20 protein-coding genes are annotated in these 25,858 nt (G+C 41.5%); 18 read left to right on the top strand and 2 right to left on the bottom strand.

Annotated elements, in window-relative coordinates; all coding sequences use genetic code 11:
* Positions 1 to 174 precede the first annotated feature (174 nt).
* The 3 genes from UQ64_RS12305 (at position 175) to UQ64_RS12295 (ending at position 5,276) form a co-directional block, all read left to right on the top strand.
* Positions 175 to 4,074 (top strand): discoidin domain-containing protein, encoded by a 3,900-nt coding sequence (locus UQ64_RS12305; RefSeq protein ID WP_060623736.1) that lies wholly within the window; start codon positions 175 to 177, stop codon positions 4,072 to 4,074.
* A gap of 169 nt (positions 4,075 to 4,243) precedes the next feature.
* Entirely contained in the window at positions 4,244 to 4,585 is a 342-nt protein-coding gene (locus UQ64_RS12300) for a DUF1801 domain-containing protein (RefSeq protein ID WP_060623735.1), read from the top strand.
* Positions 4,586 to 4,760: 175 nt separating this feature from the next.
* Positions 4,761 to 5,276 carry a hypothetical protein gene (locus tag UQ64_RS12295; protein WP_209445774.1) on the top strand — a complete coding sequence of 172 codons (516 nt, stop codon included), beginning with the start codon at positions 4,761 to 4,763 and terminating at the stop codon, positions 5,274 to 5,276.
* Between the two features lie 186 nt (positions 5,277 to 5,462).
* On the opposite strand, the gene UQ64_RS12290 is transcribed toward UQ64_RS12295, so the two are convergent.
* Positions 5,463 to 6,548 (bottom strand): helix-turn-helix transcriptional regulator, encoded by a 1,086-nt coding sequence (locus UQ64_RS12290; RefSeq protein WP_060623733.1) that lies wholly within the window; start codon positions 6,546 to 6,548, stop codon positions 5,463 to 5,465.
* A 129-nt stretch (positions 6,549 to 6,677) separates the two neighbouring features.
* Between UQ64_RS12290 and UQ64_RS12285 the strand changes: the two genes are divergently transcribed.
* The 5 genes from UQ64_RS12285 to UQ64_RS12265 all read left to right on the top strand — a co-directional run bounded on the left by UQ64_RS12285 (position 6,678) and on the right by UQ64_RS12265 (position 12,629).
* A complete protein-coding gene (locus UQ64_RS12285) occupies positions 6,678 to 7,781 on the top strand; it encodes a saccharopine dehydrogenase family protein (RefSeq protein WP_060623732.1) in 1,104 nt (367 codons plus the stop codon).
* Positions 7,782 to 7,948: 167 nt separating this feature from the next.
* Positions 7,949 to 10,333, top strand: coding sequence for a polyprenyl synthetase family protein (locus UQ64_RS12280; protein WP_060623731.1), 2,385 nt, complete (start codon positions 7,949 to 7,951; stop codon positions 10,331 to 10,333).
* Between the two features lie 145 nt (positions 10,334 to 10,478).
* Positions 10,479 to 11,294 (top strand): sugar phosphate isomerase/epimerase family protein, encoded by an 816-nt coding sequence (locus UQ64_RS12275; RefSeq protein ID WP_060623730.1) that lies wholly within the window; start codon positions 10,479 to 10,481, stop codon positions 11,292 to 11,294.
* A 17-nt stretch (positions 11,295 to 11,311) separates the two neighbouring features.
* Positions 11,312 to 12,385, top strand: coding sequence for a Gfo/Idh/MocA family protein (locus UQ64_RS12270; RefSeq protein ID WP_245237935.1), 1,074 nt, complete (start codon positions 11,312 to 11,314; stop codon positions 12,383 to 12,385).
* A 13-nt stretch (positions 12,386 to 12,398) separates the two neighbouring features.
* Positions 12,399 to 12,629 carry an alpha/beta fold hydrolase gene (locus UQ64_RS12265; RefSeq protein ID WP_060623728.1) on the top strand — a complete coding sequence of 77 codons (231 nt, stop codon included), beginning with the start codon at positions 12,399 to 12,401 and terminating at the stop codon, positions 12,627 to 12,629.
* 273 nt (positions 12,630 to 12,902) lie between these two features.
* Here UQ64_RS12265 and UQ64_RS12260 read toward each other — a convergent pair whose 3' ends face one another.
* Positions 12,903 to 13,658 carry a DeoR/GlpR family DNA-binding transcription regulator gene (locus tag UQ64_RS12260; RefSeq protein WP_060623727.1) on the bottom strand — a complete coding sequence of 252 codons (756 nt, stop codon included), beginning with the start codon at positions 13,656 to 13,658 and terminating at the stop codon, positions 12,903 to 12,905.
* A 183-nt stretch (positions 13,659 to 13,841) separates the two neighbouring features.
* Between UQ64_RS12260 and UQ64_RS12255 the strand changes: the two genes are divergently transcribed.
* From UQ64_RS12255 to UQ64_RS12215, 10 genes are all read left to right on the top strand, one after another.
* The gene (locus UQ64_RS12255) at positions 13,842 to 14,336 is read left to right on the top strand and encodes an RNA polymerase sigma factor (RefSeq protein WP_060623726.1); all 495 of its coding nucleotides are present in this window, start codon (positions 13,842 to 13,844) and stop codon (positions 14,334 to 14,336) included.
* Positions 14,337 to 14,356: 20 nt separating this feature from the next.
* Positions 14,357 to 15,832 (top strand): DUF4179 domain-containing protein, encoded by a 1,476-nt coding sequence (locus UQ64_RS12250; RefSeq protein WP_060623725.1) that lies wholly within the window; start codon positions 14,357 to 14,359, stop codon positions 15,830 to 15,832.
* A 155-nt stretch (positions 15,833 to 15,987) separates the two neighbouring features.
* Positions 15,988 to 16,890, top strand: a complete 903-nt coding sequence (locus tag UQ64_RS12245) for a carbohydrate ABC transporter permease (protein WP_425339588.1) — start codon at positions 15,988 to 15,990, stop codon at positions 16,888 to 16,890.
* 58 nt (positions 16,891 to 16,948) lie between these two features.
* On the top strand, positions 16,949 to 17,782 hold the full coding sequence (locus UQ64_RS12240; RefSeq protein WP_167348481.1) for a carbohydrate ABC transporter permease: 834 nt from the start codon (positions 16,949 to 16,951) through the stop codon (positions 17,780 to 17,782).
* A gap of 20 nt (positions 17,783 to 17,802) precedes the next feature.
* On the top strand, positions 17,803 to 18,963 hold the full coding sequence (locus UQ64_RS12235; protein ID WP_060623723.1) for an efflux RND transporter periplasmic adaptor subunit: 1,161 nt from the start codon (positions 17,803 to 17,805) through the stop codon (positions 18,961 to 18,963).
* Positions 18,964 to 19,001: 38 nt separating this feature from the next.
* Entirely contained in the window at positions 19,002 to 20,342 is a 1,341-nt protein-coding gene (locus UQ64_RS12230) for an ABC transporter substrate-binding protein (RefSeq protein WP_060623722.1), read from the top strand.
* A 37-nt stretch (positions 20,343 to 20,379) separates the two neighbouring features.
* Positions 20,380 to 22,896, top strand: a complete 2,517-nt coding sequence (locus UQ64_RS12225; RefSeq protein ID WP_060623721.1) for a hypothetical protein — start codon at positions 20,380 to 20,382, stop codon at positions 22,894 to 22,896.
* Between the two features lie 61 nt (positions 22,897 to 22,957).
* Positions 22,958 to 23,146 (top strand): hypothetical protein, encoded by a 189-nt coding sequence (locus tag UQ64_RS31655; protein WP_209445772.1) that lies wholly within the window; start codon positions 22,958 to 22,960, stop codon positions 23,144 to 23,146.
* Positions 23,130 to 24,503 (top strand): Na+/H+ antiporter NhaC, encoded by a 1,374-nt coding sequence (gene nhaC / locus UQ64_RS12220; RefSeq protein ID WP_060623720.1) that lies wholly within the window; start codon positions 23,130 to 23,132, stop codon positions 24,501 to 24,503. Before UQ64_RS31655 ends, nhaC begins: the two co-directional genes overlap by 17 nt.
* Positions 24,504 to 24,631: 128 nt before the next feature.
* Entirely contained in the window at positions 24,632 to 25,852 is a 1,221-nt protein-coding gene (locus tag UQ64_RS12215) for a GNAT family N-acetyltransferase (RefSeq protein ID WP_060623719.1), read from the top strand.
* Positions 25,853 to 25,858 lie beyond the last annotated feature (6 nt).

Here is a 25,858-nt window from a genome sequence, read left to right as displayed (position 1 = left end):
CTTCTAGCTCTAGGCGCTATTTCTCTATAATGAGAGTGTCTGAAAGTGAAGGGAGGGTGTGGTTCTTTTTAATGTGCTCTGGATGATCTCTATTGAAAACGCTACCATTTGAGCACTCTGATAGGTTCGTGTATTTTTGAGAATCTAACATATTTGAGGAGGATTAAAATTAAAATGCGTAACAAGTATGTTGTATGGTCGCTAGTAGTATCCATGCTGGTTTCAAGTTTGTTCTTGGCTGCGGGTCCGTTTAATTTTGCTTCTGCCTCCGGAGGACCAAACCTGACACTCGGTAAAAATGTAACAGCGAGCGGTCAATCTCAAACTTATAGTCCTGACAATGTTAAAGACAGTAATCAAGGTACGTATTGGGAAAGTACGAATAATGAATTCCCGCAATGGATTCAAGTTGATTTAGGTGCAAATACGAATATTGATCAAATTGTTCTTAAGCTCCCTGCTGGTTGGGAGACGCGGTCGCAAACACTGGCTGTTCAAGGTAGCACAAACGGATCCACGTTCACTACCATTGTAGGGTCTACGAATTATGTATTTGACCCATCAGTGGCAGGTAACAGCGTTACAATCGACTTTGCCTCAACAAGTACGCGTTATGTTCGTCTGAATGTAACGAGCAACACAGGGTGGCCGGCAGCACAGCTATCTGAATTCGAGATTTACGGCGCCAGTGGTCCTAACCCTACTCCAACCCCAACCTCATCTGGCACTTACGAAGCTGAATCTGCCTCGCTGTCTGGAGGAGCTAAAGTGAACAGGGATCATGCCGGATATTCCGGTACCGGCTTCGTGGATGGATACTTGACACAAGGTGCAACAACGACATTCACGGTTATCGTGCCAGCAGCAGGCAGTCGTGAGGTGACGTTGAAGTATGCTAATGCAAGTGGCAGCGCAAAGACAGTAAGTATCTATGTCAATGGTACCAAAATTGGCCAGACCTCACTTCCTAACTTGGCAAATTGGGATTCATGGAGCGCTAAGGTTGAAGTCCTTAATCTGAATGCGGGAAACAACACGATCGCATACAAATATGATGCTGGTGATTCTGGCAACGTTAATCTTGATCAAATTACTGTAGCGTCGACAACGACTACACCAACTTCAACACCAATACCGACAGTCACACCAACGCCAACGCAAACACCAACGCCAACGCAAACACCAACGCAAACACCAACAGCAACGCCTACACCAACACCGACGGTCACACCAACAGCAACGCCAACACCTGCTCCTGGGAGCAATATTGCTTTCGGTAAGACGATTACCGCTTCTTCCAGTACACAAACGTTCGTAGCAACAAATGCTAACGATAACGACACAAGCACGTACTGGGAAGGTGGCAGCAATCCAAGTTCGCTGACGCTCGACTTAGGTGCGAACCACAACATTACTTCAATCGTATTGAAGCTGAACCCAGCCACTGCTTGGAGCACTCGCACTCAAACGATTCAGGTGCTCGGTCATAATCAAGACACGACTACCTTCGGAAATTTGGTAGCGGCTCAATCGTATACGTTTAATCCAACCTCGGGCAATACAGTAACCATACCTGTTACGGCAACGGTTAAACGTCTGCAGTTGAATATTACTTCGAACTCTGGTGCGACAGCAGGGCAAATCGCGGAATTCCAAGTATTCGGTACACCTGGAGCCAATCCTGATCTAATGATAACAGGCATGTCCTGGACACCTACTACTCCGGTCGAGACAAGTGCAATAACATTAAATACAGTTGTTAAGAACAACGGAAATGCTAGCTCTGCAGCAACAACGGTCAACTTCTATTTAAACAATGAGCTTGTTGGAACTGCTCCAGTAGGTTTACTAACTGCAGGCGCTTCGACAACAGCCTCAATGAAATTAAATGCTGGAGCCAAAACCGCTGCGACGTATGCTCTTAGCGCTAAAGTAGATGAGAGTAATGTGATTTTAGAGCAAAATGAAGGGAATAACAGCTATACGAACGGGGCATCGCTCGTTATCGCTCCTGTATCCAGCTCTGACTTAGTTGGCGTGGCTTCATGGACACCAAGTAATCCAGTTGCCAATAGTACAGTAGCTTTTAACGTAAATCTCAAGAATCAAGGAACCATTGCTTCTGCTAGCGGTTCTCATGGCGTTTCTGTAGCTCTTAAGAACTCAGCGGGGTCCACGATTCAGACATTTAATGGATCCTATACCGGGACCATAACTGCTGGAGCTTCCATTAACGTCACGATTCCCGGGACATGGACAGCAGTCAACGGAAATTACACTGTAACCACTACCGTTGAAGTGGATGCGAATGAAGTCACAGCTAAGCAATCAAACAATGTAAGCACGACTAACCTGGTGGTATATGCTTTACGTGGTGCAAGCATGCCTTACAGTCGGTACGATACCGAAGATGCTACTCTCGGCGGTGGAGCTACAATGAAGTCTGTACCTACGTTTGATCAAGCACTAATTGCTTCAGAAGCATCTGGTCAGCGTTATGTAGCCCTTCCTTCGAATGGATCAAACGTAGGATGGACGGTCAGACATGGGCAAGGCGGCGCAGGTGTAACTATGAGATTTACTATGCCTGACTCTTCGGATGGTATGGGACTGAATGGTTCACTTGACGTGTATGTGAATGGGGTAAAAGTCAAAACGGTATCGTTAACATCCTACTATAGCTGGCAGTATTTCTCGGGCGATATGCCTGGTGATGCTCCTAGTGCTGGGCGTCCACTCTTCCGATTTGATGAAGTACACTGGAAATTGGACACTCCTCTGCAGCATGGAGACACCATCCGTATTCAGAAGAACAATGGAGATAGCCTGGAATATGGCGTTGATTTCCTTGAAATCGAACCTGTTCCTACTGCAGTCGCTCGTCCGGCGAACTCCGTATCTGTAACAGACTATGGTGCTGTAGCAAACGACGGTCAGGATGACCTTGCAGCTTTTAAAGCGACGGTAAATGCAGCAGTTGCAGGCGGTAAGAGCATGTATATTCCTGCCGGAACGTTTAATCTTAGCAGCATGTGGGAAATTGGTTCTGCTAGCAATATGATCAACAACTTTACGGTTACAGGTGCTGGGATCTGGCATACAAACATCCAGTTTACTAATCCTAATGCGGCAGGTGGCGGTATTTCACTCCGTATTAGCGGCAAGCTAGATTTTAGTAATGTTTACATGAATTCGAATTTGCGATCCCGTTATGGACAAAATGCAATTTACAAAGGGTTTATGGACAACTTTGGTACTAATTCAATTATCCATGATGTCTGGGTTGAACATTTTGAATGTGGCATGTGGGTAGGCGACTATGCTCATACACCTGCTATTTATGCCAGTGGCCTTGTTGTTGAAAACAGCCGGATTCGGAACAATCTTGCCGATGGCATCAACTACTCCCAAGGAACAAGCAATTCGATTGTTCGAAATACCAACGTACGAAATAACGGTGACGATGGTCTTGCAGTATGGACTAGTAACACCAATGGTGCTCCAGCGGGTGTAAATAATACATTCTCGTATAACACTATTGAGAATAACTGGCGTGCAGCAGCCATAGCATTCTTTGGAGGCGGCGGTCATAAGGCTGATCACAACTACATCATCGACACTGTAGGCGGTTCTGGTATTCGTATGAACACCGTTTTCCCTGGTTACCATTTCCAGAATAATGCGGGCATTGTTTTCTCAGATACTACGATTGTCACAAGTGGTACCAGTAAAGACCTATATGGCGGAGAACGTGGAGCCATCGATTTGGAAGCTTCGAATGATGCCATCAAGAACGTCACCTTTACCAACATTGATATCATCAATACACAACGCGATGCAATCCAGTTCGGTTATGGTGGTGGATTTGAGAATATCGTGTTCAATAACATCAATATTAATGGCACTGGACTTGATGGTATTACCACTTCACGGTTCTCTGGGCCACATCAGGGTTCGGCAATCTATACCTATACAGGCAATGGTTCAGCAACGTTTAACAACCTGACGACAACGAATATTGCTAACCCCAACCTGAATTATATTCAGAGCGGATTTAATCTGACGATCCATTAAGCGAAAGCGTGAGGGGGAGTTCTTTGGAACTCTTCCCTTTTTTATTTGGTTAGTAGTAAAAATTTTAAAGATCAGAGAAGGATTTTGGCTTGAAGAACAAGAAATAAATGGTAGTGGAAATCTTGCAGCAGAACTTTAAACCTTTACGTACATCAAGGAGAGATGAAGAATGAATCTAGAAGTCATCGATTTTATTGAAGCATTAAAAGAACCATGGCAGGTGGAGTTATCTACTAAGCTTCGTGAGGTTGTTCACCAAGCGATCCCGGATGTGCAAGAGCGTATTCAATATAAGAAGCCTCATTTTTTGAAAAATGGTAAATACGCAGCAGCTATCTCTACATCGAAAGACGCGGTAAGCTTTGTTATTTTTAATACGATTGAGCTTGAGTTTCCAGAAGGGATGTTCGAGGGTCCTCCGGAGAGAAAAACACTGAAACTACGTAAAGGGGATACAGTAGATACGGCTCAATTACTGGCTTGGGTCAGCCAAGCCTCAGCTTCACTTTAATTAATAGATTCATGATGAAGGACGGTATCTCAAAGTCATTTGACTCCATGGGATATCGTCTTTTTTGGACAGATTTGGCTCCATCCATACATAATCGTTCAATAAATTGTAAAAAATACATCAAGAGCTAGTAACGAAGGGAATGAAACCCAAGATGAAATTAAAGCAAACTTGTTTGTTACTGATTACGGTCCTTGCACTTAGTGCATGCTCAAGACCAGTAGCAGATAAATCCCAGCTGCCACCTCCAACGGTTGTACCAAGCGGAGCTGCGGAAAGTTATAGCCTTGACTCTCTAGCCACTTTGATTGGAAAAGAGGATGCTCAGGTTGTCCAATCTCTCGGCGAAGGCGCACCCAATCGAAGTGAAGGTACGAATTCCACCCTTTTATCCCGCGAATATAACGAGAAGATTGTGAATCACCAGGCAATTCTTCAGGTCTACTATGATGACTCCGGAAGAGTGATTGGAGAGACGATGCATTTTGAAGAAGCTACCAAGGAAAAATTAACACAAGAGATAACGCAACAGCTTGGAGAGGAACCTACCACTAATGGTGAAGATAACACAGCAGATATGGAAAAAGAAGGCGAAGGTATAACCTTTCGTAAGGTATGGCAGACGGATAATGCCAAAATTTCTCTAATTGAATCCAATGGGACGCTTTCTATATCCATAGATACGAAGTGATTTTTCCATTTGAATAGTACCCACTCCGGTTCGTTCATCATAACGGATAGAGAGGGTACTATTCGACCGCATACTTGTCTTGGATCGAGGAGTTATTGCAGAGTCGGGTACTCATGAGCAGTTAATGGCTACTAGAGGTTTATATCATATGTTGGTTAGTCAGCCATTGGAATAAAGATGAACAGCTTATGGGTCTATAATATTGTAGCGTGAATGCAAATACCAAATAAGTTCTCTACGGCTGCTGACACCTGATTTGCTAAAAATGGACTTTAAATGATCCTGGACGGTGTATGCAGAAATATGTAGAGCAGAAGCCAATTCTTTAGTGGATAATCCTCGAATTACACCATGTAATAGCTGCTGTTCACGTTCCGTCAAATTATACGCTTCAGCAATGATGGGTAGCATATCAGCAGGACGCGCGGGTTCGAATGAAATGGCAACCTGGGTCTGGCCGTCGGAAGAGCGAAGACGGCTTGCTCGAACGACTAAATAAGGCCCCTCAGTCATACGAATGCATGCCTTCGCTATCCCCACAGATTCGGAGGGGCTGTTTAACGCTTGCGTGCTTACAGCACGGATTGGACGTGGCAGGACCTGAGCATCGATCCTTTCCAAGGATCGAAGTTTGTCTAACCAGCGATCAGCTGTAGGATTGGAAGAGAGAAGAGTCAAGTGATCAGATAGTACTGCAATCCCGGAACCATAATGATCCTCAAGCCAAGCCTCATCTCTCTCTGGTAGCTCAAGACTGAAAGCCCGCATTCTTGCTGCAATCAGAGTGATGATTGAGGTGATCCAATCACATTCCTCTTGTAAGAATTCCGATTGATCTGCATTCCTGTACAGCGTCAAATATCCCCAACAAGATTCTCCAAGAATAAGGACTGCACGTAGTTCATCCCCAAAACCTGCTGGATACAAAACCTTTCGATAACGGGCACTCCGCTCGGGTTGCTGCCCGGTTGCTTCATATATTGTAGCGACGAGGAGTTTGCTATTAACCATTTGCTCATAGGTGTTAACATCATCCTCACCGTATTCGATCTGGAACAAGTGGGGATGAATGGACTCTACATTGTCTTCAGTAACCGCTCCAGTAGAAAGCAATGTCTGTGGATCAACATGAGTACAGCAGGCTGCATCAAAGGGAACAGCTTCACGTAAGAGTGACAGCAAGGAAGTACGGTAGTTGTGGGATGAATCAGTAACCATACCTAGCTTAATGATTTGTTTCTTTATTAGAATGAATTGTTTATGGGTATTCATTGAGTAGCCCTCTAGTCCTTAATGGATTATATCGAACCCCCACATTTGTGGGATAGTGAACCGAAGCGAAATCCGTATAATTGAGAATGATTCTTAAACAACTCTATTATATAGGATGCGGTGATAAAAATGCAGGGAAAAGAAGATATTGTTATCGTTGGTGGTTATGGACATGTAGGGCGTACCATATGTGAAATATTAGAGAAGAAGTATCCAGGTGAAGTATTTGCTGCAGGGAGAAGTCTTGAAAAAGCAGAGCGGTTCAGTCAATCTACCCACGGCAGGATCAAGCCGTTACAGTTAGATATCAATAAGCCGTTACCTCCACAATTACTAGATCAAGTGAAGCTAGTCATCATGTGTTTGGATCAAACGAATACGGATTTTGTAAAAGCCTGCTTTCATAGCGGTACGCATTATGTGGATGTATCAGCGAGTGGTCCGTTTTTATCTCAAATTGAGGCGTTCAACGAAGAGGCTGCACGACATGGATCTTGTGCCGTTCTTAGTGTAGGGCTTGCACCCGGTATAACCAATCTAATGGCTCTTGAAGCGGAGAGCCTGATAGAACAGACGGAGGAAATCGAAATCGCGATTATGCTCGGACTTGGTGATTCCCATGGTAAGGCAGCGATCGAATGGACAGTGAATAGTTTAGGAGAACAGTTTGAAGTTAAGCAGAAGAATCGTCAGATAGAGGTGGAGAGCTTCACCGATAGAAAGTCTTATCACTTTGGTGACGATTTAGGGAGTCGCCATGCCTATCGTTTCCCATTCTCAGATCAACAGACGCTTGCCCGAACGCTCAAGGCATCGTCCATCTCCACACGATTTTGTCTGGATTCAGTCTTCGTTACTAAAATGCTGGCTATAGCCAAAAAAACAGGGGCCGTTCGTTTGTTAAAGACAAGCTGGGTGAACAGGTGGATGGTTCGTACTATGGAGCGGCTACATATTGGGAGCGACCAGTTCGCTATCAAGGTTGAGGCTCGTGGAAGAAATCGAGAGGGGAAGCCAATGCATGCTGATTTAATATTGCAAGGAAAGAATCAATCCATCATCACTGCAAAAGTGACAGCAGCAGTGTCAAAGCTCCTCTATGATTCTCCATTTCCAGGTGGCGTATATCATATTGAGCAGATAACAGATCTTGCATATATCCAAAAGGAGTTAGGATCGACCCTGTCCCTGGAGATCCAAGTAAAGGAGCATAATGCAAATTTATCAAAATAGAATAATTTGTGTATAGTAATTTTAAAAGAAGCTTGATTAGTCAGGCTTCTTTTTCGTAACCCAAAAGAGTTTTGACCGTATTAACTGATGAACATTTCATTCAGGAAGAAATTCTGTTCTTTCCTAATGGGTCATGTTAACAAAAAGAGAAGTTGAGGTCATCACCTATGAATGAAGAATTTACAGATTACGCCGATACAGGATATTCGACCGCTGAACAGAAGGCGGCTCAGTATTTTGCATCTCTTCGTGAACAGTTCAAAGAAAAAACTTATGTATCTACCTTAACTGAAGACTTTCGGTTGTGGAAGAAGAACCACATTCATCGTCGTTCATGGTTGTCCTTTTTATCAAGTGGGAAAAGGAAAGCTGATTCTCAGGATTATCATAGATATCTAGGATGGCTGAATCAAACCGGTAAATTGGATGATTATTTGGATCGAAGTGTTTCCTATCTCTATATGAGAGATCTGGGGCAAGCTTTGGATTCACCTAAGACACAGATTAGAATTAAACGTATGGTTGCCGACATTAGAAACCGAATGATTCATCCAGGCTCCACAAGTGCGGAGGATCAGTCAGATTTTATGAGTTTCACGGGGATTTATCGTTGGGCTCAGAAGGAAGGCGTTGAAACGGCCACGATTTGGGTGATCGACAAACTTAAGCAGGTATCAGCACATCTTCCGAAGGAAATGAATCCCGAGCAAGCGCAGCGTAAATTAATCAAGATCATTATTGGGGTGATTCTCCATGTGATGGAAGAGATGGACGATGACATACCACCTGTGGAGCGATCCAAGAGAATTGGTGAAGCCATTAGACTTGGTTATTCGTATGGCCTAACTTATCCGTTTATTGATGATCTCCTTGATTCCAGTGTCTTAACCGATCAAGAGAAAGAACAGTATTCTCATATGATACGCACCGCGATCCTTAATAGAGTTGTACCGGAATTGGGTGAATGGTCCGGAGAGAACATGCCGTTCATTCGATTTGTACATTCGGAGCTCAAGGAGGCTTTTGAGTATATTAGGGGGTATCAGCGGGAAGACATGCAGGATGCATTTTTCGAGCAATCCTTTGTGTTTTTTCATTCCCAGGAGTTAGATCGAATCAAGGATCTTTCTAACCCTGAGTACAGCAATGAGGAGCTTTTTATACCCATCATTTTAAAATCTTCTTCTTCCCGTTTAATTGTCAGATCTGTAATTAGTGCTCCAACAGATGACGGATTTGATCAACGTACTTTCTTCTATGGGCTATACAATCAGCTGGCTGATGATTTTGCGGATATGTTTGACGATATGAAAGAAGGCGCGGTAACTCCTTATACCTATTATTTAAAATACCGTGGTCAACGTACAGACCTGATCAATCCTTTTGAATTATACTGGACAGTCATCTCCCATTTAATACACACCGTATATCGCTCTGATCCTAAAACCCGTGAGGTAATCTTAGATCGAGCCATCAATGGCCTCAAGCGCTGTAAAGAACGTGTAGGGTTTGAAAAGTATAAAGAGATCATGGAGATCTTTGCTTCTGGTCAACCAGAATTTAATCGGCTTGTACAGCAGATGGTGCAGAAAGCAGACGATGTGGATTTTTTCGATAAATTACTTCGGGATCAGTTGCTTTTGAATCTAAAAAATAGCAAGAAGGAAAAAGCGGAATTTCGAGATACGATCCAAAAGATCCGCGATCAAATCAACAAACAATTGCTGATAGCCAAGCCAGTGGATACGCCAGCTATGAAAGAGATGCTTATTGATGCAGCTAATTATAGTCTGGAAGGAGACGGCAAGCGAATAAGGCCTATATTGACTTGGGTCATGGGTGTTAACGAATATGGTCTAGATGCATCAGCAATTGTGCCGCTTCTCAGATCTTTGGAATATATGCACACCGCTTCTCTAATCTTCGATGATCTTCCGTCCCAGGATAATGCCTCAACCCGAAGAGGTCGTGCAACCCTACACGAAGTGTATAATAGCTCCACAGCGGAGTTAACGGGTCTATTTTTGATTCAGAAGTCGATCGAGGAACAGGCGTCACTTCATTCTTTTGATGCAAAAGCAGTGCTAGCCTTGATGCAGTATTCAGCCCAAAAAGCAGAAGATACATGTATGGGTCAGGCGATGGATTTGAATTCCAAGGGAAAAGCATTGACGCTGGAGCAATTAAATATGATTTGTTTTTACAAGACCGGAATTGCATTTGAAGCTTCACTAGTGATGCCAGCCATTCTCGCTCAGATTAAGGAGTCAGAAATTCTGTCTTTGAAAAAATTTGCCTACCATGCGGGGATTGCCTTTCAGATTAAAGATGATTTGCTCGATTTGGAAGGGGATCATCATTTATTAGGGAAGCCGATAGGGCAGGATGTGGAGAATAACAATTCAACGTTTGTAGCTATCCTTGGTGCAGACGGCGCAAGAAAAGAAATGTGGGAACACTACTGTCTCGCCATGGAAGCGTTGAAGGAGATCCCTCGTAATATTGCTTTTCTGAAACATTTATTGAACTACATGATTAATCGAAATCGGTAATTGATTATAAAGTGTTGGCGTTAATGCCAGCACTTTTTTATATGTTTTTTATTGATTATTACTTCTTATTGTAATTGAATATAATTGTTTATAATCGAAATCACGTGTATGATGAAGTTGAAAATAGATAAGGGAGGTGTTACTTGTGAAGCTAGGAATTTTCTCTAAAGTATACTCGAACTATGAACTGGAGATTGCCTTACACAAAATCAATGCCCAAGGTATGAGTACCGTTCAATTTAATTTTGCTAACGTGGGATTGGCGAGCTTACCTAAAGAAATTAATCAGGAGATTATCCTTCAAATCAAAGAAGCAATAATAAACAGTGGAGTTAGCATTGCTGTGATTTCAGGAACGTTTAATACGCTAGAGCTAAATGAGGAGAAGAAAGTTGAGAATCAGCAGTGTTTTAAAAATGTAGTTGAGGCTGTAGCTGCATTAGCTGTTCCGTATGTTTCGATTTCTACGGGGAGTTTGAACCAAGAAGATTTCTGGAGTTCTCATCCTGACAATCATACAGTGAGGGCATGGTCACTATTGCTTGAAAGTCTTGCGTGGATGCTGAATATTGCAAAAGACAACCAAGTAACGCTAGTATTTGAACCTGAACAAGCCAATGTGGTGAGTACGGCAGAAGATGCTTTGAAACTATTACAAGATCTGGACACACCCTATCTTAAGGTTTTGTATGATGCAGCAAATCTAGTAACCCCACAGGATCATAAGGATCTTTTAGGTAAGATTTCAAAAACGCTAGCTGCGCTGAAGGAGCACATTGCCATTGCGCATTGCAAGGATGCATTTGTAACCGAACAGAAGATCACTTTTGCACCAGTGGGTAAAGGAAACTTACCCATAAAGGAATATCTGAATGAATTAAGTAAGGTTTATGATGGTCCCGTTATTATGCATGGGTTAGCTGAGGAGGATGTAGCTCATGCTTTGAATTACCTTAACTAGAATAGGAGGACATGAATTTGAAAAAGGAAAACAAATTGTTGAACATTGGTGTGTTAGGCTGCGGTCAGATTTCACAAGCGGCGCATTTTGACGCTATAAGGCGTTCACGTAATGCTCATCTTTACGCAATATGCGATGTGGACGAATACTTACTCCAAAGAATGAATGCTATCTATGAACCCGACAAGGTATATACGGATTATGATCAAATGCTGTCGGACCCGAGCGTAGATGCTATTGTTATCGGAATTGCGGATCAATTTCATGTGGAGGCTGCTAAACAAGCCGTGCGGGCAGGTAAACATGTATTGGTAGAAAAGCCTCTAGGCGTAACTATCGAAGAAGTGGAAGAATTAAAAGAGCTTGTAGATCGTACCGATCTCAAAGTGCAAGTGGGAAATATGAAGAGATTTGACCCCGGTATAGCAGCAGCTAAAGAGTTTGTGGATCATGAAATGGGTGAGATAATTGGCTTGAAAGCTTGGTATTGTGATTCCACTTATCGATATACCGTCACCGAGAATGTTCAGCCAGTGATTATATCCGGTAAAAATGTGAAAAGACCTATTGGAGATCCAAAAGCGAACAAGGAACGTTATTATATTTTAGGTCATGGAAGCCATTTGTTCGATACCGCAAGATATCTTGGTGGGAATATTGTAAGTGTGAAAGCATGGAATACACAAAAGTTCGGTGCCTATTGCTGGTTTATTACTGCGGAGTTTGAAAGCGGCTTTGTAGCCCAATTGGATTTGACCATTGCGGTTCGGATGGATTGGCATGAAGGGTTCCAAATTTATGGTGAATTCGGATCTGTGGTAGGGAAGACTTACAACCCTTGGACTTTAAAATCAAGCGATGTTGAAATCTTCAAAGCTAGTGATAACAGCTACCACAGACCACTTGGAGCCGATGGTCATTTTTATAGATTGCAGATTGAAGGTTTCACAGATTCTATTCTGCTTAATAAGCCAGGTGTAGGTGCAACAATTGAGGATGGAATTGCTACGATGAGAGCAATGCTCGCTGTGGAAGAATCGGTTAAGACCGGAAATACAATTTATCTGAGTGACGTTTCTGGTCCTTTGTAAAGGGGGAAATCCAATGCCTTACTTTACTTACGATCACATTCGATTTTATTATGAAGATGACGGAGGGGATGGAGAGCCTTTTATATTTCTATATGGTCTAGGCGGAGACGTCAATCAAACTTTCGGTTTAATGAAGGAATCAAATCACATCCGAAGGATTTCTCTAGATTTTCGAGGTCATGGAAAGACTGTGGCGTTCGGCCATGCGGATGATTTTTCTTTTAAACAATTCGCCGAAGTATGAGGTACTGCAAGATACAGATCCTCTGACTGCCCAAAATAGATACGAAAATTCAGAGGTCTATAAATCCATAAATTCATTATCTACTTATGCGGGTGAATCCCTATTAGGACAGTTTGAATATCCTTATGTAAAAGAAACCTCGATGAAATTTGTAAAGCTGCCAATGGATTGTCCTAATCATGATTCGTACGACGCGATCAAGAACTTTCTTAACGAAAGATGAGCACAATCTTCAATGGTGTTCATCTTTTTTTGTACATAATAAGAAATGAACTATACCGTAACCACGTTAACGCCGAGTTTGTTATATGTATCAACAATTTTATTGTCTACTGTACCTTCAGTGATTAAATAGTCTAATGCGGATACGTTTGCTACAAAAAAGGTTGATATTTTCTCCAGCTTTTCTTTCGTAGCTATGGCGATAACCATGGAAGATTGTTCAAAGAGCTGATTCTTAATAATAGATTCTTCATAAGAAGGGACGGTTATACCTGCCTTTGAATCCAGTGTGGATACGCCAAGAAAGGTTTGATCCAAATGGATTTGCTGTATCGCTCTAAGCGTTGCGGCTCCGAATAACACTTGGTTCTTTTTATCCAGGTCACCACCTAACAAGGTTATACTAGCTTTGGACAACCGGCATAGCGATAACGCAATGGAGGGGGAATTGGTAATAATTCTTCCATCAAAATGCTCAGGGATGTTCTCAGCTACTTTTAAATTTGTGGACCCGCCATCAATAAAGATAACCTTTGAATTCTCAATAAGCGTGCAAGCTCGTTTAGCTAAGTCAGCTTTGGTCTGGCTATTAAATTCTACACGTGAGTTGAAATCTTTCATGTCACTAATAAGACTATGGGCTCCGCCATGAATTCGTTTGAGAAGTCCCAGCTTCGACAGGCTTTGTAAGTCTTTTCGTATGGTATCTTCTGTCACATTTAATTCCTGTGTTAATTCTTGGACAACAACGCGGCCTTCGGTTTCTACTTTTTTTAGGATATACGCCTGTCTGTCAGCTTTTAGCACCGATCCACCTCTTTTCACAAAATGCTCTAATGGTTGTACTTAACGTTACTATTTTACTACATATGAATGAATTTGAAAAAAATCAATCGTTTTTACGTTCATCTCCGTCTTACTTATATGTACATGAGGTCGATGCATCTTCCTAATATATGAAAGAGGGGGTGGTGGAAGGTGGAAAACACAATGGATGAAATCAGAATGGTAGATTTTGCGCAAATGGATGAAGAAGCTTTTTTTAGTCGTTTGTATGTGGAGCATCGAAAAATGTACGCTATAGCCTACAGTTATCTTCGAACAGAGGCAGATACGCTGGAAGTAATCCAAGAAGCGTCATGCAGGGCATGGATGAAACGCAAAAAATTAAAGGACGAACAGTCCTTCACACCTTGGCTGATCCGAATAACGATCAACTGCTGCATGGATGAGCTACGGCGCAAAAAACGTGTGGTTGTAGCGGAAAAGATGGTGGAGGAAGCGGCACAGGAAATGAAGAGTAATGACCGAATTGACCTGGAACGTGCGATGAATCGGATAAAACCTAAATACCGGCATGTCGTAACGCTTAAATACTACCATGACATGACCACTATCGAAATTGCTAAAGTGCTAAAAAGACCAGAAGGTACCATTAAGACTTGGCTGCGTGAGGGACTCAAACAGCTTCGGAGCTATCTATAGCAATATTGGAGGTGAACGGAATGACAGAAAAAGAAGACCGTATTCTACGTAAGAACGTCGATGATGTGCAACAGAATGTCGAAACAATACAGGAGATGAAAATCTACAACGCTATGAAAAAGGGGATTGTGGAGGGGAAGAAGCGAGAAAAGCGACGTATCTATACTACAGGGATGGGTGTGGTTGCAGCTGCAGCGGTTGCGGTACTGGTTACATATTCAACAATCGGATTACCGAATAAGGGAGTGGCACAACCTTCAGTTCAATCGGCCAGCATTAAAAATACGGACAATTTCAAAGCTTATCGCTCGTTCTCAAGGTTGGAGCCTGCACTTGCCAGTGCACTTGAGCAGAATCTCGTTGTGCCAGTTGGACAGAGCGCTGAAAATAAGGGTTACCGTGTAGATGTGACTGGGGCAGTTACGGATGGACGAAAAGTGTATATCCTATATACTGTTCAGAATAATACGGACGAAGTAGTTATACATGCGGATTTTGCTCTTCAATATGAAGGGATAAAGGATTCGTCTCTCCACAAAGGCGCATCACTAAGTATGCTCGCTAGCGAGAGCCGAATTCAACCCGGGCAGTCTATGGATTTTATATACTCCAATAATCTTTCACCAACAGTTAAATATCCAAAGAAAGTAAACTATAATATTATTCTTACCGAAACTTCAGATAAGGCTCTCCTATCCAGTAGCAATAAGTATCGGACTAGCCTAGATGTTGCTTTCGAGCTTGATCCTGATATGCTCAAAGCAAAGGAACGTATACTGGATACAGACGGAACGCTGACCGTAGACGGACAAAAGATTAAAGTAACTGGGGTCCAATATACTCCGCTTAGCACCTATGTAGATCTGGAGTATGATCAAAACAATGATAAACGGATTTTTCAATTGATCAACCCAGTACTGATTAGTAAAAAAGGGGACACAACTGAAAAGTTATATTACCCCGATATTATAAATTCTGACAATTCCGAAGTCTACTCGGACAACTCCAAGTTCACGTTAGTGTTCAAGAATAGTAAGGGTATCCAGCCAGATACGGTCTCGTTGAAAACATTCGGAATTTCGGCTGTCGAGAAGGATCAGATGAAAATTGTCGTTGATCTTAATAAACAGCAAATTATTGAAGCGCCGGGAAGTGATATTGAACTCGTCGCGCCTACACCAGCGGATTATGCAGATGAGGGAGAAATCCTGTTGCGGCATACCATTGCCAATGCTCAATATTTGAAATACTCCACTAGACTTGCTGAGACTTTTACCGATGCGAAAGGTAAAGTGTATAAAAGAGCAATTAAAACAACCTCGGCAGGAAACTTCGGCGGGTATATGACATCAAAGGATGGAACAGCCGTGGACGAAATGCGTTATACCTTTGGAGCAGAAGCGAAGAACTATCCTCAGCCATTGACTATAACGCTAGAGAAATATATAAATCCTATTTCGGATACGCAGGCCGTAGAGTTGTACTCGAAGAATTAGGAATCAATGAATCATTCAATAAAAGTTTAAATTTATTAGCCGTTGATATTCCTATCAACGGCTTTTTGTGATCTCACGACTTCATTTTTTGAAATTTAAGAAATACTTAATATATACCGCACTTCTTTTTAAATAGTTTTTCTTATTCTATGTACATGAAGGAGGTTACTGTAAGGATGATAAATCCAACGATCAGGAAATGGCTTCGAAAGGATGGCTCAGCGGCAATGATGTTCCTGGCACCAAGCGGTATCGGATTCGCGATGTTTTACCTTATACCGTTTGTTATGGGAGTATTCTATTCTTTTATGGACAGCACGATAGATGGCCATTTTGTAGGGTTTGATAATTACCGGGAGCTGTTAGAGAGCGGTTCCTTCCGTAAAGCAGCATCCAATACATTTTATTTTAGCGCGATAAGTGTTCCACTTATGCTTGTACTCTCGTTAGGATTAGCGATGTTATTGAATAAAAATACATATTTTCGGAATTGGCTGAGGACTGGATACGTATTGCCGCTTGTCGTACCTGTCGCTTCTATCATTTTGATCTGGCAGATGCTCTTCGATTGGAATGGCTCGCTTAACGCCTGGCTGAACAACTTCGGTATCGATCGTGTGGATTGGATGAAGACGGATGCAGCTAGAAATGTAATCATTGTTGTTTATTTATGGAAGAACATCGGTTATAACGTGATTTTATTCTTGGCGGGATTGCAGCAAATTCCAAAGGATTATTATGAAACAGCTCAAATTGAAGGTGCTGGACGATTACGGCAGTTTCGCAGTATTACGCTTGTCTATCTAACCTCTTCGATGTTTTTTGTGGTCATCATGTCGATCATTAATTCATTCAAAGTGTTTCGAGAAACGTATTTGATCGCAGGTGATTATCCGCACGACAGTATTTACATGCTACAGCATTTTATGAATAATATGTTCATGTCGCTCGATGTTCAGAAGCTGACTGCCGCGGCGACCTTGATGTTTATTTGTATTTTATTGATCGTGTTGGGATTGTTTGCATTTGAGCGGAGGCATCGACAATTCATGGAATAGGGGTGAAAAGGTTGTGTCCGTTGTCAAAGTGTTGCGAAAAGGTGCATTAACATTCGTTATGGCTGTTATTGCAGTCTTGTTATTATTCCCAATTATGATCACATTTACAAATTCGCTTATGACAGAGAAAGAAATTGAAATCAATTATGGACCTATCGGGCAGATGAATGAGGTAATTGAAGGGAGAGAAACTCCTTTTGTGAATTTAAAATTGCTGCCGGATCAAGTGTCCTTAGAGCAGTATGCTAAGGTTCTCCTAGACAACCCTAAATATCTGACGATGTTTTGGAACTCAGTATTCATGGTTGTACCCATCATTGCAGGACAAACATTGGTAGCAGCACTCGCTGCCTATGCTTTCTCGAAGCTGAAATTCCGGGGACGAGATCCTTTGTTTCTTATTTATGTCCTAACGATGCTTATGCCTTTCCAAGTGACGCTAGTACCGAACTATATTATGGCGGATAAGCTAGGAATATTAAATAGTTCATATGCAATTATATTGCCTGGAATTTTCGCAGCTTTTGGTGTGTTTATGCTCAGACAGTTCATGCTAGATATACCGTATGCGTATATCGAAGCAAGCAAAATGGATGGTGCTGGACATTTTCTGATTTTCTACAAGATTATTATTCCGATGATTAAACCTGGTCTGGCAGCACTCGTCATATTATTGTTCGTTGATTATTGGAATATGGTGGAGCAGCCGCTTATTTTTCTAGATGATCCGTTTAAGCAGCCATTGTCAGTCTTTTTATCGAGGATCAATGAAGGCGAGAGAGGAATTGCTTTTGCTGCATCCATACTTTATATGGCTCCGATGGTGATGCTATTTCTGTATGCGGAATCCTATTTTATTGAAGGCATTCAATTGTCTGGTATCAAAGGTTGATTGGAGGAGAAAGACGGGATATGGAGTTAGGTATAAAGCTGACTGATCGTAGACGCAAACGAAATATTCAAGTCGTCTTCATGGTTTTTATGGGGTTGTTATTGTTTTTTACATTATTCAGTAACACGATACAGTCTTTGACGTTGCCGAAAGTGAGAACCGAAAAACCAACAAAGGGTAATCTTTTATTTACGATTGAAGGTGGTGGGATATTGCAACCACTAGCTGAAGTTAAACTTTCGAATACTTCCGGACTAAAGGTCGAACAAATTCTTGTGAAAGAAGGACAACGTATAAAAAAGGGACAAAAGCTTATTATCTATGAGAGCAAAACTGCTGAGCAAGAATTGAAAGATGAAATAACAAATTTAGAAAAACAGAAAATTGATCAACAGAATAGGCAAGATCAGTACATCCAATCCGCGCTGGAAGAGGATGAATTCAAAATCAGAAATGCAAGACGTGATATCGAAAAAGGTAAGTTAGATATCTTAGCCCAGGAAAATAAGATTAGCGGGCTGAAAAATCGTCTAACAAGCGAAAAACAACTACTCTCTCCGTTCGATGGTCTGATTTCAAAACTAAATGCCGTCGAAGGGTTAACTTCAATGGGAGAACCGGATGTAATTGTATCCAACAGTAGTCGGGGTTACAGATTGGATATTATTGTGGATTCCGCGCATTTGTCTAGTTTGGGAATTTCTGCTGGAGAAAAGATAGAGGTCGAGGTTGATATGAATCATGGACAAGAAGCCCGTACCCTAAGCGGCTCCATCGAAGAAGTTGCGAATTCAGAGTCACGTACTGATAGCTCTTCTAGTAATGAGTCGGGGAAAGCACAAACCATTGCTCAAAAGGCCCTGAGAATCAAAATCGTTGATCCAGAACTTAAAGGGGGTGAACAGGCGCGGATCAAATTCGAGAAACAATCCATCCAAGAGGGTTTACTTCTATCGAATGAAGCTATTCATGAGGATCGCGAAGGTTTGTTTGTCTATAAAGTTGACGAGCAGCGGGGGGCATTAGGCAATGTCTTTGTCGCTCAAAAAGTTCGTATTCACTCCAGTGAAAAAAACGAGAAAGAAACAATGATTCAATCGGATATTCTCTATGAGGAGGATTCAATTATTCTGGAAAGTAGTGAACCTCTTGAAGACGGGAACCGAGTTCGACTGCAATAAGAATTCATATAAACGAGAAAATAGTAGGAGGAAACCAAATGTTTAAAAGGTCTATTTTTGTACTATTAATGGGTGCTTTAATAATGACAACGGCATGTAATTCCGGAGGTAATGAGAAAGTGGAAAGTAAGGGGAAAACGACAACTGAAGAGGGGAAGACAATCTTGACTCTATCTCTGGCAGAATCGAGTGCATTCTATCAGGCGCTAGAGAAAAAGTTTGAAGCGAAATACCCGGATATCGACCTGCAAATTAAGGCATATAAAGAAGTGGGAAATGAGTGGGGGGAGAATGGTTATGTAGAATATAAAAAAGCAACGAATACAGCCCTACTTTCTGGAAAAGGTGCAGATATTTTTGATGTAAGCGCCTTTTCAATCAATGATTATGTGAGTAAAAAGATGCTTGTGAACATGAATGATATATTTGAACAAGATAAAACGGTAAATAAGAGCGATTTAGAAATGAATGTTTTGGACGCAATGAAGGTGAACGACGGTCTATACTTCATTCCTACCGGGTTCGCTTTTAGAGCGTTCATAGGTGATGGAAATATGATTAAGAACTCAAATGTGAAGATTGACGATAAGAAGTGGAATTGGAAAGAGTTTGGAGAGCTATCGAAGGAAATTATACAACAGGCTGGGAAGGACGGTAAAAACAAACTTTATGCCCTAACGGAGTACCCGCCGGAAATGACACTCCAAGAAATGGCTATTGATAATTATAATTTGTTTGTTGATAGTGAAGCGAAACAAGCGAAGTTCGACTCGCCTGATTTTGTGGAGCTGTTGGAACAAGTCAAGAAAATGTATAAAGAACAAGTTATGACTTCGGAGCCAGCGGAGATAGGTAATCAGCTTTTTAACTCCATCGTTATATGGTCACCAACAGACTTTATCGATGGTCCATATTCTTACTTTGAAAATCCGGTGTACCTTCAAAAGCCACATGCAGGTCAGACTGGTGGTATGAGAATCATTCCTTCATCATCGCTCGCCATACAAGCCAATACTCCGGTGAAAGAAGAAGCTTATAAGTTTATGACCTTCTTGTTATCTGAAGAAGCACAGTCCTTGCAAGATAAAGAAGGATTCTCTCTGCTCCAATCAGTGAACGATAAGAATTTAAACGATGTTCAGGAAAAGGTGAAAAGTGGAGCATATAAGCTTCCAACCGGAAAAGCGGCTAAGGTTTCTGATGAAGAATTTACTAAGTTTAAAGAAATCATTCATACGGTAGATCAATATGCGGAACTGGATACTAAAGTGCTTTCTATTATTGGAGAGGAGTCCTCATCATTCTTCAGTGGACAAAAATCTGCGGAAGATGTTGCAAAGCTGATCCAGAATCGAGTAGCAACCGTTCTAAACGAATAGATGTATTGAACAGGATTTTGTATATGGAGGGAGACTCATGCACAAATCACTAAAAACATATGCTGTAGTTCTGCTCAGTGCACTGATGTTAAGCCAATCTCTTGCAAACAGCATATACGCAGTATCGGCAATTGCTTCAACTGCAGCGGTATTCACTCTTGATAAACTTGGGTCGATCGCTTTAAAGAACAATGTCAACGTGAAGCTAATAGATATGGATATTTTAGAGCAACCGAGCGGTAATATACTTATATACACACTTAGTTACAGCAATAGTAGTACCAATAGTGTAGCTCACGTAGATTATTTCTCAAGGGTTACTACAACTGGGGGGACAGTCATACAAGGTAAACCTGTCACGAGAGATGTTACTAAAAAAAATATTCCTCCACAGAGTAGTCAAATTGTAACTTACTACGTGAATATTGGAGAGTCTACAAAATTAAACGGCACCAAAGTGACCCTATTTATGTGGGATTTCAGTAGCCAGGATTATCAGAAAAAGCTGGGGGTATTCTCCATTCCGGCAAGTTATTCAGTTGTCGTTCCTCAAGGCCAGAGCAAGAAGCTCACGCTGGATAATCTGCAAGTTGATATCAAAGCGGAAAGTATGCAAAGGCTTAAAAGGAATGGAAAAGTCTATATGAGAGTTGGCGTTAGTTACACGAATTTGGGTAAAAAAGTGCTAAGCAATTCTACTTATATTGCGTACCTGAGATCAGCTGGTGGTTCGGTGTTCGAACTTAAGCAGGAGGATGCTAGCAGCAGTTTCAATGTACAGTCCCAAGAAAAGAAGACGATTTATTATTTAACTGAAGTTCCTTCCTATATGAAGACTGAACAAATGATCTTGCAATTTGCACAAGAAGATGAAGCTTTGAAAATAATGCTACCTGTTAAATCTTTTAAGCTTCCTTCAGTAACAACTTCTGACTTCGCTGTGGCTAATTATGCTGTGAAAAAGATTTCTATCAAGAATAACACGGTTGAAACGCAATTGAAGAGTGCTTCCGTATATTCGGAAAATGACTTTGCGAAATGGAATCTTCAATTCCGCCTAAAGAATCTTGGGAATAAACCTGTCACGCTACCTGCATATGAGCTTACGGTTAAAGCTGCTGAAGGATTAAGTATTCCGGTAGATTCAAAAGCACTTACGAATGTAATATTGAAACCACTTGAAGAAAAGATCGTCAGTCTCAGTGCGGATGTGCCATTAACACTTAATCAAGGTACGTTAAAGCTGGAGTGGACGGAACCCGCTGTTGATGACAAGGTTGTTTTTCCAACTGCGTTGTATAACATTCCGTATGCTCTAGAACATAATAATCTGATGGGACAAGAGTATATGGTCGAGAACAGGTACGGGAAGTTCATGGTGAAGCTTGGATCCTATCAGCGGTTACCTTGGGATGATGGTGATCAAATCGTAACTAATATCAGCATCCGCAACACAGGCTTAACCTCAGTACAGCTACCTTCTTTAAAAGCTATAGTCAAAGCAGGAATGAGTGATCTGAGCAGTACAGCCCAGATCGTGACCACAAATTCGCAAACGTCACTAGCTCCTAATGAAACAAAAGAGATATTTGTGATAGCGAAAGTGCCATATTCTTATAGCTTCAATCAGCTGAAAATTGTGCTACAAGATACCTCTGGAGATGAAGTCACGAAGTTTCTCTCCATGTATTCAAACTCGCTAAATAATGTGATCCATACGATTGCTGCAGGTGAATCTCATCATATGAATTCGTTAGGCAAAAAAGCAGAAGTCCGTGAGCGTCGGACAACCGCATATAATTCTAACAAATCTAATTTGATCTATACGGAACTGGAAATGATTAGCGAAGAACCACGCCAGTCGAAACAGGCACAGCTGGTAGCTTATTACAAAACACCTGATAACCAATTTTTCAACGCGATGGTTAGCCAATCGACAACGCCAACAAGCCCAAATGGTAAAAAATTGGTTACCATCTGGAGTAAGCTTCCCCAAGGTGTGGATACCTCTCAGCTTGTGCTATATATTGGAGAAGGGGTTGCTGACGGTAAGCTTACAGATCTAGAGGGGACATCAACTGGATTTATCAATAGTGTTAAATTAGCACTTACCCCTAAAGCAGTAATCTCACAGAATAATCTAATAAGTGTTGATCTATTCCCTTACAACCTTTCGGTTGCAAATGCAGTGGGTTACATTACTGAAGAGAGGGACACATTAGATATAGCTGTAAATTATAGCTTATCCGAACAAGAAGATTTTGAAGCAGGTGCCTATGAGCATAAGTTAGTCTTAGAGCTTATTGACCCTTACGGACAATCTATGGAGAAGACTTTGGTAATGGGGACTGATTTGCCAATGGGTAAAAATAAGTCATACACAACTTCATTTAATAGTAACCTTTACAATAAATTAAGGGGAGGAAGCTTCCGTATAAATTTATATGATGAATTCCAAGGTCATAGGGTGTTGCTAGGGAGTCAATCCTACCCGATAACTTACAAAGCATCTGAATCGAGAAAACCTAATGGTAGTGGAAGCACAGGCAATTAAAATAGGGTAAAGAATCAAGTCAAAAGTGTTGGCATAATTGCCAGCACTTTTTTATATATTTATGAACTTTTTATGGAAAATCCTTCAATGTATGTTCTTTACATTGACTGTTCTCATTCTTTTCGTTAAGATTACCTCTGCGCTTCAATGCCAAAAAGCCAAAAAGCTTAAAAGTGTGGAAGCGTTCGATCATTATTTTTATACCCAATACAATGTTAAGGAGCATTATCGTTATGGAACGACAGCTTAGTTTCTCAAAAAGCATGATCATCATCATTTTTATTCTAGCACTCCTATTTGTCTCCATCTTTCTATTGAAAGCGGAGCCGCATCTACCGCTTCTCGTAACTACAATAGGCACGGCCGTCTTACTAGGGATGTTTGGTTTCTCTTGGAAGAAGATCGAATCAGCCATTATTCAAGGCATACAAACGGCCATCATGCCGATTCTTATCCTCATGCTGATCGGAATTCTGATCGCTGTGTGGATGATGAGCGGTACGGTACCGTCACTTTTATACTATGGAATGGATTATATTAATCCGAATTATTTTGCAGTGAGTGCATTATATGTCACGATCATCGTCTCGATGTTTACTGGAAGCTCATTCACGACAGTAAGCACGATCGGCGTTGCTTTAATGGGAATTGCAGTAACTACGGGTATTTCCACAACCCTGGCTGCTGGAGCGATTATCAGTGGGGCATGTTTTGGTGATAAAATGTCGCCACTTTCCGATACAACGAATTTTGCACCTGCAGTGGCTGGGATATCCTTGTTTACACATATTCGTAACATGGCATACACTACGGTGCCGGCGCTTCTTATCACCACTCTCTTTTTTCTGTTCGCACCAAAAGGGAATTCGATCGACTTATCTTCGATTAAGGACATCAAGCTTGCGTTGCAAGATGGATTCCATATTCATTGGTTAACGCTGTTATCTCCGCTAGCTGTTATTGCTTGTTCGATTAAACGGATTCCGATCCTGCCTACGTTAGTTGTTGGTATTGTCAGTGGTCTACTGGTGACGGCTTTGATTCAGCAGCAGTCTGAAATCGATGTCTGGTTTAGTGTAATGCAGAGCGGATATAACAGTAATATCGCGAATGAAATGGTTGCTTCTATCGTCAATCGCGGAGGAATGCAATCGATGATGTGGTCTGTATCTCTAATCTTAATAGCATTATCCTTAGGTGGTTTGATTCAGCATTGTGGTGTCATTGAGGCCTTTTTCCGTAAACTCATTCAACCACTCAAGTGTAAAAGCAGCATTGTTCTTATGAGCGGAGCGTCATCCATTGCGGTAAATGGCATGACTGGTGAACAGTATCTTTCGATTCTTTTACCAGGTCAAATGTTCAAAGATGAGTATAATCGCCGAGGCATTCCAGCGAAGACACTATCCCGTACACTAGAAGATTGCGGAACGCTAGTTAATCCATTGATTCCATGGGGCGTCAGTGGGGCCTTCTTCGCGGTGACTCTTGGTGTACCCGTTATAGAATATGCACCTTATGCAACCTTCTTATGGTTAAGTCCATTTATTACATTTGCTTATGCGTTGATCCCTAGATTGCAAAGGAATTCACTAGGGAAGGATTAAGAAATCTCAAGATAATGGACACCTTATGCATTGATTCAACGTATATAAAGAATACTATGCGTTGAGTCAATGTGAACAAGCTAGTATTCTAAGCTGAAAAAGTGGACAATTTATCGGAGGTAATATCAGTGAGTCGCAGTAAGTTACAGGATCGAATCAGATTAGCCAATGTCGAAACCAAGCACGCAGAGCAATTTAATAATCTACTACGTTATGTATTTCAAGTGACCAATCGTGATCTGCAAATCTTTGGCTGGGAAAATCGTGAAATCACTCAGGCTAAGTTGCCAGTCCTGAAGTACGCTGATGTTGTAGGTTGGTTTGATGGAGACAAGCTCATCTCTCAGTTAGCTGTATACCCATTTCAGGTTAATATTTTTGGACATATCTATGAGATGGGTGGACTAACGGGTGTTGGAACCTATCCCGAATATGCCAATTTGGGCCTAATGAATAAGCTGATGCTTCATGCTTTAACTAAAATGCGGGATCGTAAACAATCGATATCTTATCTTTATCCGTATTCAATCCCTTATTATAGAAGAAAAGGCTGGGAAATCATCACCGATAAAATATCATTTGAAGTACCGGATACCCAGTTGCCAAAAATGAGAAATGTACCGGGAAATGTAGAACGCGTATCCATTGAACATCCAGACATCAAGGTGATTTATGATCAGTTTGCCGTACAGCATCACGGGGCGATGATTCGTAATGAGCTAGCTTGGGAAGAATATTTGCGGTGGGATTTGGATGATATGACGGTCGGTATTTACTACAATAACAACGATGAACCCATGGGGTACTTGTTATATTGGGTCGCCGAAGAAATATTTTATATCAAAGAGATGGTTTACATTGTTGAAGAGGCTCGAACGGGTTTATGGAATTTTATTAGTGCGCACTTTTCAATGATTAAGCTGGTTAAAGGGGATATTTATAAAGGGGAACCATTGTCGTTCATATTAGATGATGGGGATATCAAGGAAACGATCGCTCCATATTTTATGGCAAGGATTGTAGATGTCCGTTTATTTATCGAACAGTATCCTTTTAAGCGACAGGATAAGGACTGTGAGCTTATTTTTAACTTGAGCGATCCAATGCTGGAATGGAACCGTGGGACATTTACGTTAACCGTAGATAAAGAAGGAAAGGGGACCCTACAAGAAGGGGGCGTAAATCCTACACTTACGATTGATATTCCTACCCTAACAACCATGTTAATGGGCTATAAGCGGCCAACTTACTTGGCTCGAATTGGCCGTATTCAGACGGATGAAGCCACAATTCATTTGCTTGAAGGACTGATAAGACCAGAGCATCCTTATTTCTCTGATTATTTTTAAAATGTG

The sequence above is a fragment of the Paenibacillus etheri genome (assembly GCF_001012825.1).
Lineage (GTDB): Bacteria > Bacillota > Bacilli > Paenibacillales > Paenibacillaceae > Paenibacillus_AQ > Paenibacillus_AQ etheri.
Note: the sequence above shows the minus strand (reverse complement) of the source record. Positions and strands in the feature narration are given on the sequence as shown.